Raw genomic sequence first — 16450 nt, 5'->3', positions numbered from 1 at the left:
CCACCTCACCCCTTGATCTTTTACGGGGTTGACCACTCGCAAGCGCCGCATAGCCCGTCAAGAACTCATGATGCCGACGTCAACACAACGCGATCCGCCAGTCACGCCCCGAATTGGCGTTGCGCTACGCAGCGGCGACATTGACACGCGACCCACCGTCCCGCAGGCAGTCAGGCATGCCTGCCACTACAGTTTATGTGCAACATGGCGCCACAAAAGTGCACTGCTAGGATTCTGGCACCGTCACAGTTTGACCGATCCAGCTCTCGCGAGCCGGATCTGATCTTGGAGGCATCGGTGGACACACCACGCAGAGCTGTTGTGCTGCTCAGCGGCGGCCTGGACTCAGCGACGGTTCTGGCCATCGCCAACGCAGAAGGCTACGAGACGTTCGCGCTGAGCTTCCGTTACGGCCAACGACACACCGTCGAACTGGAAGCCGCTCAACGCGTCGCGGACCAACTCGGCGCAGCACGGCACATCGTGTTCGACCTCGGCATGCGGGCCATCGGAGGATCTGCACTGACGGATGACATCGACGTGCCGCACCACGACAGCGTCGACCAACTGGATTCAAGCGCGGCTCCCATCACCTACGTGCCCGCTCGGAACCTGATCTTCCTCTCGGTTGCTGCCGGTTGGGCCGAAACGCTTGGTGCCACCGACATCTTCATCGGAGCCAACGCACTGGACTACAGCGGCTACCCGGACTGCCGACGACCGTTCCTCGACTCCTTCGAGACCACGGCAACCCTCGGCACGGTTGCCGGCGCCGACGGCGGTATGAAGTTCAAGGTGCACGCACCTCTCGTCGACCTCACCAAAGCGCAAACCATCCAGCGCGGCCTGGAACTCGGCGTGGACTATGCGATCACTCACTCGTGCTATGACCCCAGTCCTTCCGGACAAGCGTGCGCGACTTGTGACTCCTGTCTGCTTCGCAAGCGCGGGTTCGAAGACCTCGGCCTCGCCGATCCCGTTCTTGCCAAGTCGGTGACTTCGTGACCTACCAGGTCAAGGAGATCTTCTACACGCTGCAGGGCGAGGGAACTCACGCTGGCCGACCTGCGGTGTTCTGCCGTTTCTCCGGCTGCAACCTGTGGAACGGTCGTGAGTCCGGCCGCGCAAAGGCGATTTGCCAGTTCTGTGATACAGATTTCGTCGGCACCAACGGCCCTGGCGGTGGGACTTTCCACTCCGCTGCGGCGTTGGCGGAAGGCATCAGCCATGCGTGGTCAGGCGTCACCGGACCACGCACGAAGCGATTCGTCGTGTGCACCGGCGGCGAACCACTCATGCAACTCGACACGCCTCTGGTTGACGCCTTGCACGAAGCCGGGTTCGAGATCGCTGTCGAGACGAACGGCACGAAGCCGGCCCCCCCTGGCTTGGACTGGATCTGCGTCAGTCCGAAGGCGGACAGCGAACTGGTGCTCACCTCCGGAGACGAACTCAAGCTCGTCTACCCACAAGAGGCGGCGCCACCGGAAAGGTTCGAAAACCTCGACTTCACCCACCTGAGGCTTCAGCCGATGGACGGGCCGGAGGTCGAGACGAACACCAAGGCCGCCGTTGAGTACTGCCTGCAGAATCCTCAGTGGAGCCTCAGCCTGCAAACGCACAAGTACCTAGGAATCGCTTGATGGAGATCTTCCGCGAGTTCACCTTCGAGGCGGCCCACCGGCTGCCGAACGTGCCGGAGGGTCACAAGTGCGCTCGTTTGCACGGCCACTCGTACAGGGTGGAGGTCCACGTCACGGGAGACGTGGACCCCGCCACGGGTTGGATCATGGACTTCGGTGATGTGAAGAAAGCGTTCGAGCCGGTCGACGCCCAGCTCGACCACCGCTACTTGAATGAAGTGCCTGGCTTGCAGAACCCGACGAGCGAGAACCTGGCGCGGTGGATCTGGGATCAACTGACCGCCGAACTTCCGCTGTCGAAGATCGTGGTGCGGGAGACGTGCACTTCCGGCTGTGTGTACCGAGGAGACGCAGCATGACGCTCGAAGACGTCCAGAACCGTCCGGACACTCGCGGCGTCGCGCTTGACGAGGTCGGAATCTCCGGGTTGAGGTATCCGGTGTTGATCTCGGAGGGACCTGAAGGCAAGCAGGAGAGCATTGGCGAGTTCGCGCTCGCAGTGGCGCTGCCTGCCGAGGTCAAGGGCACACACATGAGCCGTTTCGTGGAGATCTTGCACGAGTGCGCATCCGAGGTCAGCGCCATCGGCATGCGCGTTGTCCACAACGAGGTGCTTCGCAGGCTGACTGCACCGTGGGCGAAGGTGTGTGTCGAGACCGAATTTTTCCGCGAACGCCGTGCTCCGGTCAGCGGCGCGCGTGCTTTGCTCGGCCACCGCGTTCTCTGGTCAGTGGTAGGTGACGAACGTGCCAGTTCGACTCGGGTAGAGGTCACTGTCCCCGTGACGAGCGTATGCCCCTGCAGCAAGGCGATCAGCGACTACGGCGCCCACAACCAGCGCGGTCACATCACCATCGGTGTTCTGCTTGACGAGCGTGCTGACATCGTCGAGCCAGTGAGCCTCTCGCACTTGTTCGATCTTGCAGAATCGGCGGCTTCCGCACCTGTCTACCCATTGCTCAAGCGCCCTGATGAACGCTTTGTCACGATGCAGGCGTATGACAACCCGGTGTTCGTCGAGGACATGGCACGATCGGTTGCTGAACGACTGCGCGCCGATGATCGGGTGCGCGCATTCCATGTTCGCGCTACCAATGACGAGAGCATTCACGACCATGCGGCATACGCAGTGACAGAGTGGCCTCACCGCGGTGCGTACACGCTCGAGACGACGTGATGGGTACGTCTCGCACGCACATCATCGTCACGTGTACCAACCGCAAGCAGCAACCCGTACCTGAAACCCTGCAGGTCCGCAGTTTGACCCAACTGGGGACAGCGGGTCGTTTCGACGCGTGGATCGAGCGCTTGAGCACTTCTGCCGTCCCGGCAGTCGAGGCACAGCAACTCTATGCGGGTGATCAGTGGCAGATCGCACGCAAGCTGCACACCAAGACGGAGAACGCCCGCACCTGGGTTTGCTCAGCGGGCTATGGCTTGGTGACGCTGGATGCTGAGTTGAGGCCGTACGCCGCGACCTTCGCCACCGATCAACTGGACAGCGTTGGCAACACGACAACCAAGCTCCAGCAATGGTGGCAGTACCTGTCGACCTGGCGCGGCCCCAGCACGACCTCACCGCGATCATTGGCTGCTCTCGCGGACAGCGACCCCGATGCGACCTTCATCGCCGTGCTCTCCAGCAGTTACCTGCGTGCGATCGGACCTGACCTCGTCAACGCCGGGCGACAACTGCGGAACGCCGAGCAGTTGTCGATCATCTCGGCTGGCGCGTCGTCCGCCGGCGAGTGGGACCGCTACCTCCTGCCGACTGACGCCAGACTGCAAAGCAGTTTGGGTGGTAGCCTCGGTTCGCTGAACGTGCGCATCGCTGCAGCACTTCTCCAAGGCGACGACCTGTCCAGGTCGGCACTCACAGAGCACTTGCTGCGGTTGCGTTCGAGCAGTGCACCACGCCGCAAGTTCGAGCGCGTACCGATGAGCGACGCCGAAGTACTGGGGTTCATCGCAGAACGACTGACTCCGAGGAGCACACACACTTCGATGTTGCGTGAGCTCCGAACTGCAGGATTCGCCTGTGAGCAGACCAGGTTCCGCCAACTGTTCCTCAATGCGGTGGGGGGCAACTGATGGCGAACGCATCATCACTCATCATCAGCAGACGAGCATTGCAGGTGGAGCAGAGCACGCAGCGACCGCTGTACCTCTTCACCTTGACCGCAGCCGAGATCCTCCAGGTCGCTGAGATCTCCAGAGTCAACCGTGATGAGGCCGGAGATCTGATCGGCTACCAACGAGCTCCGGTGCGAGCGCACATCCAGGAGATCGTCGACTACCTCGACGGCGACGACGTGTTGTTCCCCAATCCGATCATTCTTGCGTTGTCGTCCGACGTCCACTTCACCGGAAGCCGGGGACCGAAGACCAAGGACGGCTACGCGACGGCGGGAATGATCGAGATCCCACTCGTTCCGCCTGACCGCCCCAAGCCGGGCTGGATCGTGGACGGTCAGCAGCGCGCGCTTGCTCTGGCGCAAGCTGCGAACAAGAACTTCCCCGTACCGGTCACCGCGTTCATCGCCGATGAGGTTTCGGTGCAGCGGGATCAGTTCATCCGGGTGAACAACACCAAACCGTTGCCACGGAGCCTGGTCACAGAACTGCTGCCCGAGGTTGCCACAGAACTGCCTCGGAGACTGACTCTCAAGCAGCTGGCATCGCAATTGTGCAACATGCTCAACTATGATGAGAAGTCTCCGTTCCACGGACTCATCGTCCGCTCATCGACGGACACGAAGATCCAAAAGACAGCGGTGATCACGGACACCAGCATCGTCAAGATGCTGGAGGAATCCCTCAAAGACACGGGTTGTTTGTTCCAGTACCGCAACATGAGCAGCGGAAACACCGACGTCGACGGGGTCTGGCGCGCACTCATGGTGTTCTGGAACGCAGTGAAGGACACCTTTCCTGAAGCTTGGGGCAAGCCTCCAACCAAGAGCAGGCTGAGTCATGGTGCCGGCATCCGCGCCATGGGTCGGCTGATGGATCGTGTGCTCATCGCAGTGGACCCCCTCCGGGACGATGCGCCGGAACTCGTGCGCCGCGAGCTTGCGAAGATCGTTCCCATGTGCCGGTGGACCAGCGGCACATGGGAGGAACTCGGCATGAAGTGGAACGCCATCGAGAACGTCCCGAAGCACATACAAGAGCTGTCCAACTTCCTCATCCGCACCTACGTCACGAGCGGCAGGACGCCCACGCCATGAAGTTCTTCTTCCCTGACTCGCAGGATCAGATCGATCCAGCGTTCGACTTCATCACCGAGGAGAAGAAGGCGTTCCGCATCCGCCAACGCGATGACCTCTACGCTCACGAAGCGCTCACTGAGCCGCCCTTCGACGGACTGCTCGTGTCGAAGGCCATCGTCGACGGGACGATGAGCGGCACCGGCAAGTACACCGTTGCACAGCGGCACAGGCTCTATCGAGAAGGCGCTGAGCAGTTCTTCCGCCTTGCCAACCAGAGCAAAGACCTGAAGATCATGGGCGACTGCGGCGCATTCAACTACGTGGGCGAGGAGTACCCGCCGTACACCCCGGACGAGGTCATCGACTTCTATCAAGAGACCGGCTTGCACATCGGCATCTCGGTCGACCACGTGATCTTCGGCTTCAAGCCGATCACACCTCCTGACGAGCCCAAACTTCCCGAATGGACGCGCCGCCAGGAAATCACTCTGCAACTCGCAGCCGAGTTCTGGAAGTTGTGCAAGCTCCGCAAGGTTGACTTCATCCCGATGGGCGTCGCACAGGGATGGGATCCCGACTCGTACGCTCACTCTGTGGCCGAACTGCAGAAGATCGGCTATACGCGGATCGCCCTCGGTGGCATGGTGCCGCTCAAGACTGCAGACATCTTGCTGAGCCTGCGCCGGATCGATGCAGATCGAGACCCGAAGACCCAGCTCCACCTCCTCGGCATCAGTCGTTGCGAGCAGGTCCTGGAGTTCGAGAAATACGGCGTGACCAGCTTCGACACCACATCCGCGTTCCGCCAGTCGTTCAAGGACGACAAGGACAACTACTACGGTCCTGAGCGCAACTACGTGGCCGTTAGGATTCCCCAGGTGGACGGCAGTCCTCGCCTGCGCAAAGAGATCAGCGCCGGTCGCATCGAGCAGGATCTTGCCTTCAAGCACGAGCAAACCTGCTTGGAGCTCGTCCGGTCCTACGCTGCCGGGAGCAGCAGCATCGACGAAGTCGTCGAGGCTCTGTGCGCATACGAGAAGCTGTACGACCCGAAGAAGGATCACAGGAACGCGTACCGCACGACGCTCGCCGATCGTCCGTGGGAGAAGTGCCCGTGTGCGATCTGCACTCGGCTCGGCGTTGAAGTGATCTTGTTCCGAGGCTCGGAACGCAACAAGAGCCGCGGTTTTCACAACCTGTACGTCTTCAGCAAGAAACTCGACCGAGAACTGGTAGCAGGGAGCACCGCGTGACCGCGACCGACAGCCTGATAGAGCCCGAGCAGACGCTGCGGATCCCCGCCATCGAGGTCAAGCAAGGCCCGAGCAGGACGCTCTACACCTTCGCCATCGATGGGAAGCAGTTGCCCAAGGTAGCGACGATCGCCCGCATCCGTCGTGATGAAGACGCGCAGTTGCAGGGCTACCAGCGCACCGCTGTCACCTCGCACATCAACGCCATCAAGCGCTACATCGAATCCGCAGACGCCATGCTGCCGAATGCGCTCGTCGTGGCGTTCGACAAGCGCGTCACCTTCGAGCCGATGAAGGGGGCTCCAGCAGATGGTCACAGCCGGGCCGGCATGCTGATCATCCCTGTGGACGAGGAGTGGACGGAGTCCGACAAGCCCGGCTGGATCGTCGACGGTCAGCAGCGCAGTTCTGCGATCCGCCAAGCCCGAGTCGAGAGCTTCCCCGTCTGCGTGACGGCGTTCATCACCGACGACGCTGCAGAGCAGCGCTCCCAATTCATCTTGGTCAACAACACCAAGCCGCTGCCCAAGGGGCTGATCCACGAACTGTTGCCCACCGCTTCCGGGCAACTACCCCTGCCTCTCCAGTTGCGTCAGTTCCCTGCGCTGTTGCTCGAACGTCTCAACTACGACGAGGGCTCACCGCTCAGGCACCGTATCCACACGACGACGATGCCGGATGGCTTCGTCAAGGACAATTCGATCTTGCGGATGCTGGAGAACAGTCTCGACAACGGCGCGTTGCACGATCACCGCAACGCTGGCGCAGGCGACGGCGACGTGGCTGCGATGCTGGACATCTTGAAGAACTACTGGACTGCAGTATCTCGTGTCTTCAGTTTGCCGTGGGACCTCAAGCCGACCAAGTCACGGCTCACTCACGGTGTCGGCATCATCAGCCTCGGGTTCGTGATGGATGAGATCATCAAGATCAAGTCCACCGGTAAGCCACTCACCGTCGAAGAGTTCGAAGTCGAGCTCAAGGCGCTTGCACCGATCTGTCGCTGGACTCAGGGAAACTGGGAGTTCAAGGACGGTTCTGTGCGGAGGTGGAACGAACTGCAGAACACGTCGAAGGACATCCAACTGCTGACGAACCACCTCTTGGACACCTACCGCAAGCACGCCAAGAGCAAGAGAATGCGATCCTCGAACCGATGAATCGACCTCTTCTCATACTCGCTGTCACGGCATACGTGGGTACTGTGCTCCTCGCGAACATCGTCACAAGCGAGTTCGGCTTGGTAGCAGCCGGATTCGGACTTCTGGTGCCTGCGGGGACCTATACGGCTGCTCTTGCGTTGAGTTTGCGCGACGCGGTGCAGGAGTTCGCCGGCAGGACATGGGTGTGGATCGGCATCGCTGCCGGCACCGTGTTGTCGGTCGCCGTGGCTGACGGACGTATCGCTCTTGCCTCCGGCGCGGCGTTCGCTCTGTCTGAGTTTCTCGACATGGTGGTGTACAGCAAGTTGCGAGCCCGCAGTTGGCGCCTGGCGCTGATTTCATCGAACGCTGTCGGCTCTGTCGCAGACACGATGCTGTTCCTGTGGTTGTCCGGGTTCGGTCTGACCCTCACCGCAGTGGCTGGACAGATTCTCGTGAAGGCTGTCTGGGTGACAGGAATATGTCTCGTGCTCGGTGAGCTCATACGCCGCGGAGTGAACACCTATCAGAGGACTGCTCGGCCAGCAGTCTGAACACTGCTTCACGCATTCTCTGTTCAAGAGGCGAGGGCAGCCGCGGAAACGTGGACTGCACCTCGCCTCTTGGCATTGTCGATGAGGCAAGCGCTGGTTGAGTCTGCCGTTGCGGCATGGTTTTGACTGGACGCGGCGAAGGGAGTGCGGGGCGTGGGGTGGAGCACCCGGCAGTTGGCGGAGCTGGCCGGCACGACGTTGCGCACCATCCGGCACTACCACGAGGTGGGGTTGCTGGCGGAGCCGGAGCGCAGGGCCAACGGGTACAAGAGTTACGGGGTGGCGCACCTGGTGCGGGTGTTGCGCGTCAAGCGGTTGACCGGGCTTGGGTTGTCGTTGGCGCGGATCGCTGAGCTCGGGGATGCGGATGAGCACCCCGAGGAGGCGTTGCGGGCGCTTGATGCGGAGTTGGCGAGCACCATTGAGCGGTTGCAGCGGGTGCGGGTGGAGTTGGGGGTGATCCTGCGGCAGGCGTCGCCCACCGAGTTGCCGCCGGCGGTGGCGAAGGTGGTGGCGGAGGCGGACCTGTCTGCGGCGGATCGGGCGTTTTCCGTGGTGTTGGCGCAGGTGTTGGCGCCGGAGACGTTCGCGCGGTATGCGGAGTCGGTGCGGGAGCACGGGCGGTGGCCGGTGGAGGTCGAGTTCGACGAGCTGGCCGAGGACGCGGACGAGGGGACTCGGCAGCGGCTTGCGGAGGCGATGCTGGAGTTGCCGATCGTGCGGGAGATGAAGGTGATGTTCCCCGGTGGGATCTACGCCGACGCGCCGCGTGGGGCGAAGTACGCCAGTGAGGCTGCGGGGCGGGCGTTGGTGGACCTGTACAACTCGGCGCAGCTCGACGTGCTGGTGCGGATGGGGCGGAGCCGGGAGTGAGCTCGGCACCGTCCACACCGGACGGTGCCGAGCGGGTGCTAGGCGAACGGGGCCTGGTCGACGGCGCAGGTGCGCTGGGTCGGCAGGACGCCGGTGAACAGGTACTCGCGCTTGGCCTTCTCCGCGCACGTGCTGCGGACGTACATCGAGGTGTGGCCGGAGCCCTCGACGGTCAGGAAGCCGGTGCGGGCCATCTCCGCGGCGCCGTCCTGCGCGCCGTGCAGCGGGGTGGCCGGGTCGAACCTGCTGTTGACGAACAGGATCGGCGCGGAGGTCCAGCGGTTCCACGGGCCGGTGTAGCGGTCGGTGTCACGACCCTGCCAGAACGCGCACGGCATCATGTCGTACACGATCGGGCGGCCCCAGTACGGGACGCGCTCGTCCTCGCTCTTGCCGTACCTGGTGTACGCGGCGGTGTCGCGCGGGAAGTTGCTGTCGGAGCACTGGACCGCGTTGAACGCCTCGGTGCGGTTGGAGATGTAGTCCGGTGCCGCGGCGGCGATGCGGGTGAGCGCGGGTTGCGTCTCCCACACGGTCTGCAGGATCTGGGCGGTGGACTGCCAGGTGTCGGGCTGGGACATCGCGTCCCACACCGTGCCGATCAGCGCGGCGCGGTCGAACGTGCCGTCGGGTGTGGTGATCGGTGTCGCGGTCACCTTGGTGACGAGGTCCGCCCACTTCTTCTTCAGGTCACCGCCGGCGAAAGCGCACTTCGTGGCTGCTGCCGCGCACTGGGTCAGGAACTGGTCGAACGTCTCGGCGGTGCCGCGCGGCACGTCCTGGCGGGTGTCCAGCGGCACGGTCCTGCCCTGGTTGCCGTGGCCGGTGGCGTTGCCGATGAAGTCGAGTGAGCCGTCGAACACGAGCGCGCGCACCTTGTCCGGGAACAGGTTCGCGTAGATCGCGCCGAGGTGCGTGCCGTAGGAGATGCCGTGGTAGGTCAGCTTCTTGTCACCGACGGCCTTGCGCAGCAGGTCGAGGTCGCGGGCGGTGTTCGCCGACGAGACGTGGTCGAGCAGGTCGCCCGACCTGTCCTCGCAGCGCTGGGCGAACTCCTGGTGCTTGGCGTGGAACGCGGGCTCGTCCGCGGCCGTGACCGGGTAGAGCGGGATGGAGTTCAGGAACGCCTGCTGGTCCTCGACGGAGTCGAAGCAGCGCACGGTCGCGCTCCTGCCGATGCCGCGCGGGTCCCACGACACGACGTCGAAGCGGGAGCGCAGCTCGGACGAGAACAGCCACTCCCACCTGGCGCGGGCGCGCAGCCGGTCGACGCCGGACGAGCCGGGGCCGCCGAAGTTCACGAACAGCGAGCCGATCCGCTTGCCCGGGTCGGTCGCGGGCAGGCGGATCAGCGCGAGGTCGATCTTCGTGCCACGCGGCTGGTCGTGGTCGAGCGGTACCTCGGCGGTGGCGCACTGGAACCCGTCCTGGCAGTCCTGCCAGGACAGCGCCGGGGTCTGGGCCCCGGACCCGGCCTGGGCGGTCGCCGCCGGTGCCAGACCGACCAGCAGCGCCGCCGCCATCAACAGTGGTTTCACGAGATCAACTCCCCAGTTGGTTCCGATCATGACGACGCCGGTGACAGTCAACCGGTTGCCTCGCGATTCCGCGCGTTACCGTGACGCGTGGACAAGACGCGGGTGGGCATCGGTGTGGTGGTCGCGGTGCTCGTCGTGCAGACCCTGGCCAGTCTGGTGTGGAGCGCTGACACGACGCTGACGGGCATCGCGCTCGCGTTCAACGCGGTGGCGGCGGTGTCGACCGGGTTGCTCGTGCGCCGGGGAGGGCGGGCGGCCTGGGCGGTGGTCGGCTGGTGCGCGGGGTTCTTCGGGTGGCACGTGCTGGGGCTCGGTGCGCTCGCCGGCTGGTGGACGACCGGGCTGGAGGCCGCGTTCCTGGTCGCGGGGCAGTACCGGCTCTCGGTCGTCTACCAGGCCGTGCTGACGGCGGCCGCGGGGTTCGCGGTGCACCTGCTGCTGCCGCGTCAGCCCCAGGTGTCGGCCACGTAGGTGTCGAAGTCGGTGGCCGGGCGGCCGAGCAGCCGTGCGATGTCGTCGGCCGGGGTCGCGAGCAGGCCCTTGCGCATCCCCTCGAACATGCCGTTCAGCTCCGCGGCTTCCTCCTCCGAGACGCCGTACGAGAGCAACACGTCCCGGTACTCCTCCGGCGTCAGCCGGACCAGCTCGATCGCGCGCCCGGTCCGTGCGCCGATCTTGGCGACCGCGTCGGCGAACGTCACCCCGGTGGGCCCGCTCAGGTCGTAGGTCTGCCCGGCGTGGTCCTCGGTGAACGCCTTGACCGCCACGTCGGCGATGTCACGGACGTCCACGAACGGTTCCGGGGTGTCGTCCACCGGCAGCGACAACCGGCCGGCGCGGACCTCCGGTTCCCAGATCTCCTCGGAGAAGTTCTGGGTGAAGTTGTTGGCGCGCAGCACGGTCCAGTCCAGCCCGGAGGCGCGCACGGCGTCCTCGGCCGCGTGCATGCCCGCGAACACGTGGCGCGGGGTCCGGTCGAGGCCGCGACCGGAGAGCAGCACCAGGCGGCGGACGCCCTGCTCTTCGGCCAGTTCGACGAACGGTGCCGCGTCGGCCGGGTCGTGCGGTGCGATCAGGTACGCGCCGGTCACACCGGTGAGGGCGGGCCGCCAGGTGGAGCGGTCGGTCCAGTCGAAGCGGACCGCGCTGGAACGGGACGCGGGGCGGACGGTCGCGCCGGCGCCGCGGAGGGCGTCGGCCACGCGGCGGCCGGTCTTGCCGGTGGCGCCCAGAACCAAGATCTCCTGTGTCATGGCGTCCAGCCAACCGGGACCGGCGCGATCGGCCCATGTCCGAGAGTTCATCGATGATGTTCGATCGTTCGAGCCACTATCGTGGGTGTCATGGACCCGTTCGAGGAGTTGCTGCGCGGGGTGCGCGCGGACGGCGGTGACCTGCGCCGGTCGGAGGTCATCGGCACCGTCGAGTGCGACCGCCTCGCCGTGTACGCGCTGGTGTCCGGCTGGGTGGAGGTCGCGGGCGAGACCGCGCGGGCGGGCGACGTCCTGGTCGCGCGCGGACCGTTCACGCTGACCGGGCGGGCCGAGGTGGTGACCGGGACCTACGACCTCACCGGTGCCGTCGCGAGCAGGCTCGCCGCGGTGCTGCCCGAGGTGCTGGTGTCCCACGGCACGGAGGGGTGCGCGGAGTTCTACGGCACGCTCGACGAGGAGTCGGGCGTGGTGGCGGACCGGTTGCTGGACTGGATCATGGTGTGCGGCCTGCGGACCTGGTTCGACAGCGAGCACCGCACCGGCTGGTTCGGCGCGCTAGCCGACGACGTGGCCGGTCCGGCGTTGCGGGCGATGCACGCGGACCCGGCACGGCCGTGGACGCTCGCACTGCTGGCCAGGGAGGCGAAGGTGTCGCGCACGACGCTGGCCGGCCGGTTCGCGAAGCTGGTCGGCACGCCGCCGCTGACGTACCTGACCGAGTGGCGGATGGCACTGGCCGCCGACCTGCTGACCGACTCGACGGCCACGGTCGCCGCAGTGGCCAAGCGGGTCGGGTACGCGGACGCGTTCGGGTTCAGCGCCGCGTTCAAGCGGGTGCACGGGGTCAGCCCGAGCGAGTACCGCGCGGGGGCGCGTGTGCTGTCAAGCGACCGGGAACACGCGCGCGAACTGGTGGTCCACTAGCTCGGCCGTCATGACGACCACGGTCACGGATGCGGCCACGGGTTCGGCACGCACGTCTTGCCGTCCCGCGGGATGACCGCGCCCTGCGGCACGCCACCGGTGATGCGCACGATCTCGTCGTTGGAGACGCTGAAGGTCTGCTGCATCATCACCGGCGCCGGTCCGCCCTCAGCCGCGCAGGGCCGGTGGGGCTGGCCGAACGCGTGGCCCACCTCGTGGTTGACCACGTACCGCCGGTACCCCGTGAGGTCGCCGAGGTAGGCGACGGCTCCGCGGGTCCAGCGGGCGGCGCTGAGGTGGACGAGACCGCCGTCGCGGCACGACACGTCGACCGGGATCTCGAACCCGCACACCGCGCGGGCCGTCTGCTGCGAGGTCAGGCGGATGCGCACGAAGGCGGCCCCGGAGACGCGCTGCACCCGGCGGGCGCCGGTCGCGGTCCAGCCGCGCGGGTCGGCCAGGGTGGCGTCGACGAACGCGGCGAAGGCCTGTTCATCCACCGGGATGCCGTCCTCGACCTCGACGGCGTAGGTGTGCACCGGGCCGCCGGTGCCGACGACCTGGCCCTCGGCGGGGACGACGTGGAACGTGCCGGCGCCCGCGACCGGGAAGTCCGGGCCGTCGGGCAGGTCGGAGCCGGACGCGTAGACGCGCGCCACCGGCGGCGCCGCAGGTGCCGCGGACGGCGTTGTCGACGTGGTGGTCGTCGGCGCCGCGGCCGGGGACGTCTCCGCGACCGGCTGGGTCGTCGTGAGCAGCACCGCCGCCACCGCGCACGCCCCCAGCGACACGTACAGCCTCTTCATGGCGACCACGCTCGCCGTAACTGATGAAGAACCTGTTTGCGACCCGCTTGACTGTCGTGAAGGACTGCATACTGCCCACGTGTGCGCCCACATCCTCGTCGCCGAGGACAACGTCCACCAGGCCGAGCTGGTGCGCCGCTACCTGGAGCACGACGGGCATTCCGTGGTCGTCGTGCACGACGGGCGGGCGGCGATCGACGAGACCCGGCGGCGCAACCCCGACCTGCTGGTGCTGGACGTGATGATGCCGCTGGTGGACGGCATCGACGTGGTGCGCGTGGTCCGCGCGGAGTCCGACGTGCCGATCGTGCTGCTGACCGCCCGCTCCACCGAGGACGACGTGCTGCTCGGGTTCGACCTCGGCGCCGACGACTACATCACCAAGCCGTTCCGGCCGCGGCAGATGGTGGCGCGGGTCCGCACGATCCTGCGGCGTGCCGGCCGGGCGCGTGAGACGAACGCGGCGGTGCTCAGGGTGGGTGACCTGGTGGTCGACCCGGTCCGGCACGAGGTGCACCTCGGCGACGACCCGGTGGCGCTGACCCCGGCGGAGTTCCGGTTGCTGGCGAAGATGGCCGCGCAGCCGCAGCGGGTGTTCACGCGCGAACAGCTGCTGGAGGACGGGTTCATCACCGCGCGGACCGTGGACGTGCACATGATGAAGCTGCGCCGCAAGATCGAGAAGGACCCGCGGCGACCCGAGCGGCTCCTCACCGTCTACGGCATCGGCTACAAGCTCGCATGAACAGCCTCCTGGTCCGGTTCTTCCTGTTCTCCCTGGTGATCGCGGCCTGTTCGATCGCCGTCACGGCCTGGCTCGCGAGCCAGGCGACGACCGGCACGATCCGGCAGGAGCAGGGCGAGGCCTTCGAGACCGACGCGCGGATCATCGACGAGCTGGTGGCGTACGCGGCGGCGCACCGCGACTGGAGCGCGGCGAAGTCCGAAGTGGACCGCATCGCGCGCGAGCACGACCGGCGCATCGCCCTGACCGACAACAGCGGCAAGAAGTTGGTGGACACCGGAAACGAGAGCTCGCCAAAGCTGCCCATCACCCCGAAGGCGATCATCGACCCGTTGAACGTCAACGGGCGCATCGACCCGCGGGCGGTGGGACCGTTCAAGCTCACCGACGAGGAGTACCGGACGCTGCACGCCCACGCCGACCGGCTGGGCCAGTGCAACTCCTCCATCAGGACCGTGGACGCGCCCAACGGCCGGCCGCGGCTGGCGGGCGACGAACCCGGCCGGCTCTCGATCTGGGACGACTGCGAGGCCGGGGAACGGCTCTACACCCTCACGGTGACGGAGAAGGCGGCGTACGGGGAGCTGCAGCGGTTGTTCGCCGAGTGCCTGGAGGAGGAGTTCCCCGGCGGGCGGGTCATGGCCAAGTCGCCGGGCCCCGCGGCGCTGGACTGGGAGATCACGACCGTCCGCGACTCGCCGCCCGAGGACGTGGCGTGCATGGACCGCGCGCGGCGCGAGCAGCTGCGGCCGCACGTCGCCGAGCAGGCGCAGCTGTTCCTCACGCCGGTGACCGGCGACGAGCCGATGACGATCGACCTGTCCACCACCGGCACGACCCGGATCACGCTGGTGGCGCTGGGAATCCTCGCGCTCGCAGGGTTCGCGTCGTGGCTCACCGCGGCACAGCTCGTGCGGCCGATCCGGGCGCTCACCGCGGCCACGAAGCGCACCGCCGAGGGGGACCGGACGGCGCGGGTCGACGGCGGCAGCGGCGAGATCGGCGAGCTGGCGCGGTCGTTCAACGCGATGTCGGAGAAGCTGGCCGAGACCGAACGGCAGCGGCAGGCACTGGTCAGCGACGTCGCGCACGAGCTGCGCACGCCGCTGGGCACCATCACCGGCTGGCTGGAGGCCACCCAGGACGGGCTGGCCGAGCCGGACCCGCACCTGGTCGGCATGCTGCTGGAGGAGTCGCTGCTGCTGCAACGGCTCGTGGACGACCTGCACGACCTGGCGCAGGCCGACGCGGGCACGCTGCGGCTGCACCCCGAGCCGATCGCGCTCGACGACGTCGTGGACCAGGTCGTGAACGCGCAGCAGAACCGGTCGGTCCTGCTGCGCGCGGAGACCACGCCGGTGCACGCCACCGCCGACCCGGTGCGGCTGCGGCAGGCGCTGGGCAACCTCGTCGCGAACGCCGTGCGCTACACGCCCGCCGGTGGCGAGGTCGTCGTGAAGTTGTTCGAGGACAACGGCAACGCGGTCGTCGAGGTCACCGACACCGGCACCGGGATCGCGGCGGAGGACCTGCCGCACGTGTTCGACCGGTTCTGGCGCGCGGACAAGTCGCGCAGCCGCAGCACGGGCGGCAGCGGGCTCGGGCTCGCGATCACCCGGCACCTGGTGGAGGCGCACGGCGGCACGGTGTCGGTGACGAGCGCCCCTGGCGAGGGGTCGGCGTTCCGGATCAGCCTGCCGGTGTGAGCAGGTCCATGTTGATCATCCCGGCGGCCTGGGCGCCCTGCGCGGCGGCGACGACCACGATGGCGGTGGGGTCGGTGACGTTGCCCGCCGCGTAGACACCGGGAACGCTGGTGCGGCCGAACCGGTCGGTGCGCACGAACGGACCGGCGATGGTGTCCTCGGTCTCGGCCCCCAGGGCGAGCAGGTGCTCGTCGCGCGGCTTGACCGGCGCGGAGTACACGAGCGCGTCGGCCGGGTGGCGTTCGCCGTTCGAGATCACCGCGACCAGCCGGTCGTCGACCACCTCGACGCCGTCGACCGACTCGACGTGCGTGACGTCGGCGGACCACTGCCGCACGAGCGCCACCTTCTTCTCCTCGCCGAACACGACAAGCCGCTGGTCGCGCACCTCGTAGCCGTGGCAGTACGGGCAGCCGAAGACGTCGCGGCCCCAGCGCTCGCGCAGGTTTTCCGGCACCTCGTCGACCAGCCCGGTCGCGAACAGCACGGCGCGCGCTCCGACGGTGCGCTCCGCCAGCCGGACGGCGAACCCGTCGTCCCGTTTCGCCACGGACCGCACCTCGTCCCGCACGATCTCGCCGCCGTAGCCCTCGACCTCGGCACGGCCGTGCTTGAGCAGCTCCAGCGGCGAGAAACCGTCTCGGGAGAGGTAGTTGTGCATGTGCGCGGCGGGCTGGTTGCGCGGTTCACCGCTGTCGACCACCAAGACGCTGCGCCGCGCCCTGGTCAGCATCAGGGCGGCGCTCAGGCCGGCCGCTCCCCCGCCGATGATCACCACTTCGTAGTCCATGGGACCGAGGATGTGGTCGACAGCCTGAAAACGGCAACGTATGTTGCTGA

18 protein-coding genes are annotated in these 16450 nt (G+C 66.5%); 14 read left to right on the top strand and 4 right to left on the bottom strand.

What is annotated here, in order from left to right; translation table 11 throughout:
* Positions 1 to 297 precede the first annotated feature (297 nt).
* The 10 genes from queC to ACZ7CD_RS31295 all read left to right on the top strand — a co-directional run bounded on the left by queC (position 298) and on the right by ACZ7CD_RS31295 (position 8677).
* Positions 298 to 1005, top strand: coding sequence for a 7-cyano-7-deazaguanine synthase QueC (gene queC, locus ACZ7CD_RS31340; protein WP_470380304.1), 708 nt, complete (start codon positions 298 to 300; stop codon positions 1003 to 1005).
* Entirely contained in the window at positions 1002 to 1643 is a 642-nt protein-coding gene (queE, locus tag ACZ7CD_RS31335) for a 7-carboxy-7-deazaguanine synthase (RefSeq protein WP_470380303.1), read from the top strand. The genes queC and queE overlap by 4 nt, the downstream gene beginning before the upstream one ends.
* Positions 1643 to 2002, top strand: a complete 360-nt coding sequence (queD, locus tag ACZ7CD_RS31330) for a 6-carboxytetrahydropterin synthase QueD (protein WP_470380302.1) — start codon at positions 1643 to 1645, stop codon at positions 2000 to 2002. Before queE ends, queD begins: the two co-directional genes overlap by 1 nt.
* Complete coding sequence (gene folE2 / locus ACZ7CD_RS31325) at positions 1999 to 2820, top strand: GTP cyclohydrolase FolE2 (protein WP_470380301.1); 822 nt, start codon at positions 1999 to 2001, stop codon at positions 2818 to 2820. Before queD ends, folE2 begins: the two co-directional genes overlap by 4 nt.
* Positions 2820 to 3734 carry a hypothetical protein gene (locus ACZ7CD_RS31320; protein ID WP_470380300.1) on the top strand — a complete coding sequence of 305 codons (915 nt, stop codon included), beginning with the start codon at positions 2820 to 2822 and terminating at the stop codon, positions 3732 to 3734. The genes folE2 and ACZ7CD_RS31320 overlap by 1 nt, the downstream gene beginning before the upstream one ends.
* On the top strand, positions 3734 to 4873 hold the full coding sequence (gene dbpB / locus ACZ7CD_RS31315) for a DGQHR domain-containing protein DpdB (RefSeq protein WP_470380299.1): 1140 nt from the start codon (positions 3734 to 3736) through the stop codon (positions 4871 to 4873). The genes ACZ7CD_RS31320 and dbpB (ACZ7CD_RS31315) overlap by 1 nt, the downstream gene beginning before the upstream one ends.
* Positions 4870 to 6108, top strand: a complete 1239-nt coding sequence (gene dpdA, locus ACZ7CD_RS31310; RefSeq protein ID WP_470380298.1) for a tRNA-guanine transglycosylase DpdA — start codon at positions 4870 to 4872, stop codon at positions 6106 to 6108. Before dbpB (ACZ7CD_RS31315) ends, dpdA begins: the two co-directional genes overlap by 4 nt.
* A complete protein-coding gene (gene dbpB, locus ACZ7CD_RS31305; protein WP_470380297.1) occupies positions 6105 to 7268 on the top strand; it encodes a DGQHR domain-containing protein DpdB in 1164 nt (387 codons plus the stop codon). The genes dpdA and dbpB (ACZ7CD_RS31305) overlap by 4 nt, the downstream gene beginning before the upstream one ends.
* The gene (locus tag ACZ7CD_RS31300; RefSeq protein WP_470380296.1) at positions 7265 to 7804 is read left to right on the top strand and encodes a VUT family protein; all 540 of its coding nucleotides are present in this window, start codon (positions 7265 to 7267) and stop codon (positions 7802 to 7804) included. The genes dbpB (ACZ7CD_RS31305) and ACZ7CD_RS31300 overlap by 4 nt, the downstream gene beginning before the upstream one ends.
* A gap of 153 nt (positions 7805 to 7957) precedes the next feature.
* On the top strand, positions 7958 to 8677 hold the full coding sequence (locus ACZ7CD_RS31295) for a MerR family transcriptional regulator (RefSeq protein ID WP_458434000.1): 720 nt from the start codon (positions 7958 to 7960) through the stop codon (positions 8675 to 8677).
* Positions 8678 to 8715: 38 nt separating this feature from the next.
* On the opposite strand, the gene ACZ7CD_RS31290 is transcribed toward ACZ7CD_RS31295, so the two are convergent.
* The gene (locus ACZ7CD_RS31290) at positions 8716 to 10215 is read right to left on the bottom strand and encodes an alpha/beta hydrolase (protein ID WP_470380295.1); all 1500 of its coding nucleotides are present in this window, start codon (positions 10213 to 10215) and stop codon (positions 8716 to 8718) included.
* Positions 10216 to 10302: 87 nt separating this feature from the next.
* On the opposite strand from ACZ7CD_RS31290, the gene ACZ7CD_RS31285 reads away from it, so the two are divergent.
* Positions 10303 to 10686, top strand: coding sequence for a hypothetical protein (locus tag ACZ7CD_RS31285; protein WP_360400820.1), 384 nt, complete (start codon positions 10303 to 10305; stop codon positions 10684 to 10686).
* Here ACZ7CD_RS31285 and ACZ7CD_RS31280 read toward each other — a convergent pair.
* A complete protein-coding gene (locus ACZ7CD_RS31280) occupies positions 10662 to 11468 on the bottom strand; it encodes an NAD(P)H-binding protein (RefSeq protein ID WP_470380294.1) in 807 nt (268 codons plus the stop codon). The genes ACZ7CD_RS31285 and ACZ7CD_RS31280 overlap by 25 nt on opposite strands.
* A 90-nt stretch (positions 11469 to 11558) precedes the next feature.
* Here ACZ7CD_RS31280 and ACZ7CD_RS31275 point away from each other — a divergent pair, with 90 nt between their 5' ends.
* Positions 11559 to 12353, top strand: coding sequence for an AraC family transcriptional regulator (locus tag ACZ7CD_RS31275; RefSeq protein WP_470380293.1), 795 nt, complete (start codon positions 11559 to 11561; stop codon positions 12351 to 12353).
* A gap of 23 nt (positions 12354 to 12376) precedes the next feature.
* Here the strand turns inward: ACZ7CD_RS31275 and ACZ7CD_RS31270 are convergent, their stop codons facing one another.
* A complete protein-coding gene (locus ACZ7CD_RS31270; protein ID WP_470380292.1) occupies positions 12377 to 13159 on the bottom strand; it encodes a DUF3152 domain-containing protein in 783 nt (260 codons plus the stop codon).
* A gap of 79 nt (positions 13160 to 13238) precedes the next feature.
* On the opposite strand from ACZ7CD_RS31270, the gene ACZ7CD_RS31265 reads away from it, so the two are divergent.
* Complete coding sequence (locus ACZ7CD_RS31265) at positions 13239 to 13904, top strand: response regulator transcription factor (protein WP_360400832.1); 666 nt, start codon at positions 13239 to 13241, stop codon at positions 13902 to 13904.
* Complete coding sequence (locus tag ACZ7CD_RS31260) at positions 13901 to 15610, top strand: sensor histidine kinase (protein ID WP_470376328.1); 1710 nt, start codon at positions 13901 to 13903, stop codon at positions 15608 to 15610. The genes ACZ7CD_RS31265 and ACZ7CD_RS31260 overlap by 4 nt, the downstream gene beginning before the upstream one ends.
* Here ACZ7CD_RS31260 and ACZ7CD_RS31255 read toward each other — a convergent pair.
* Positions 15594 to 16400 carry an NAD(P)/FAD-dependent oxidoreductase gene (locus tag ACZ7CD_RS31255; protein ID WP_470380291.1) on the bottom strand — a complete coding sequence of 269 codons (807 nt, stop codon included), beginning with the start codon at positions 16398 to 16400 and terminating at the stop codon, positions 15594 to 15596. The two genes, ACZ7CD_RS31260 and ACZ7CD_RS31255, sit on opposite strands and share 17 nt — an antisense overlap.
* Positions 16401 to 16450: the final 50 nt, after the last annotated feature.

Source organism: Lentzea sp. NPDC036949 (assembly GCF_055608075.1).
The sequence above is the reverse complement of the archived record's forward strand: the minus strand, read 5'-3'. Positions and strand labels throughout refer to the sequence as shown.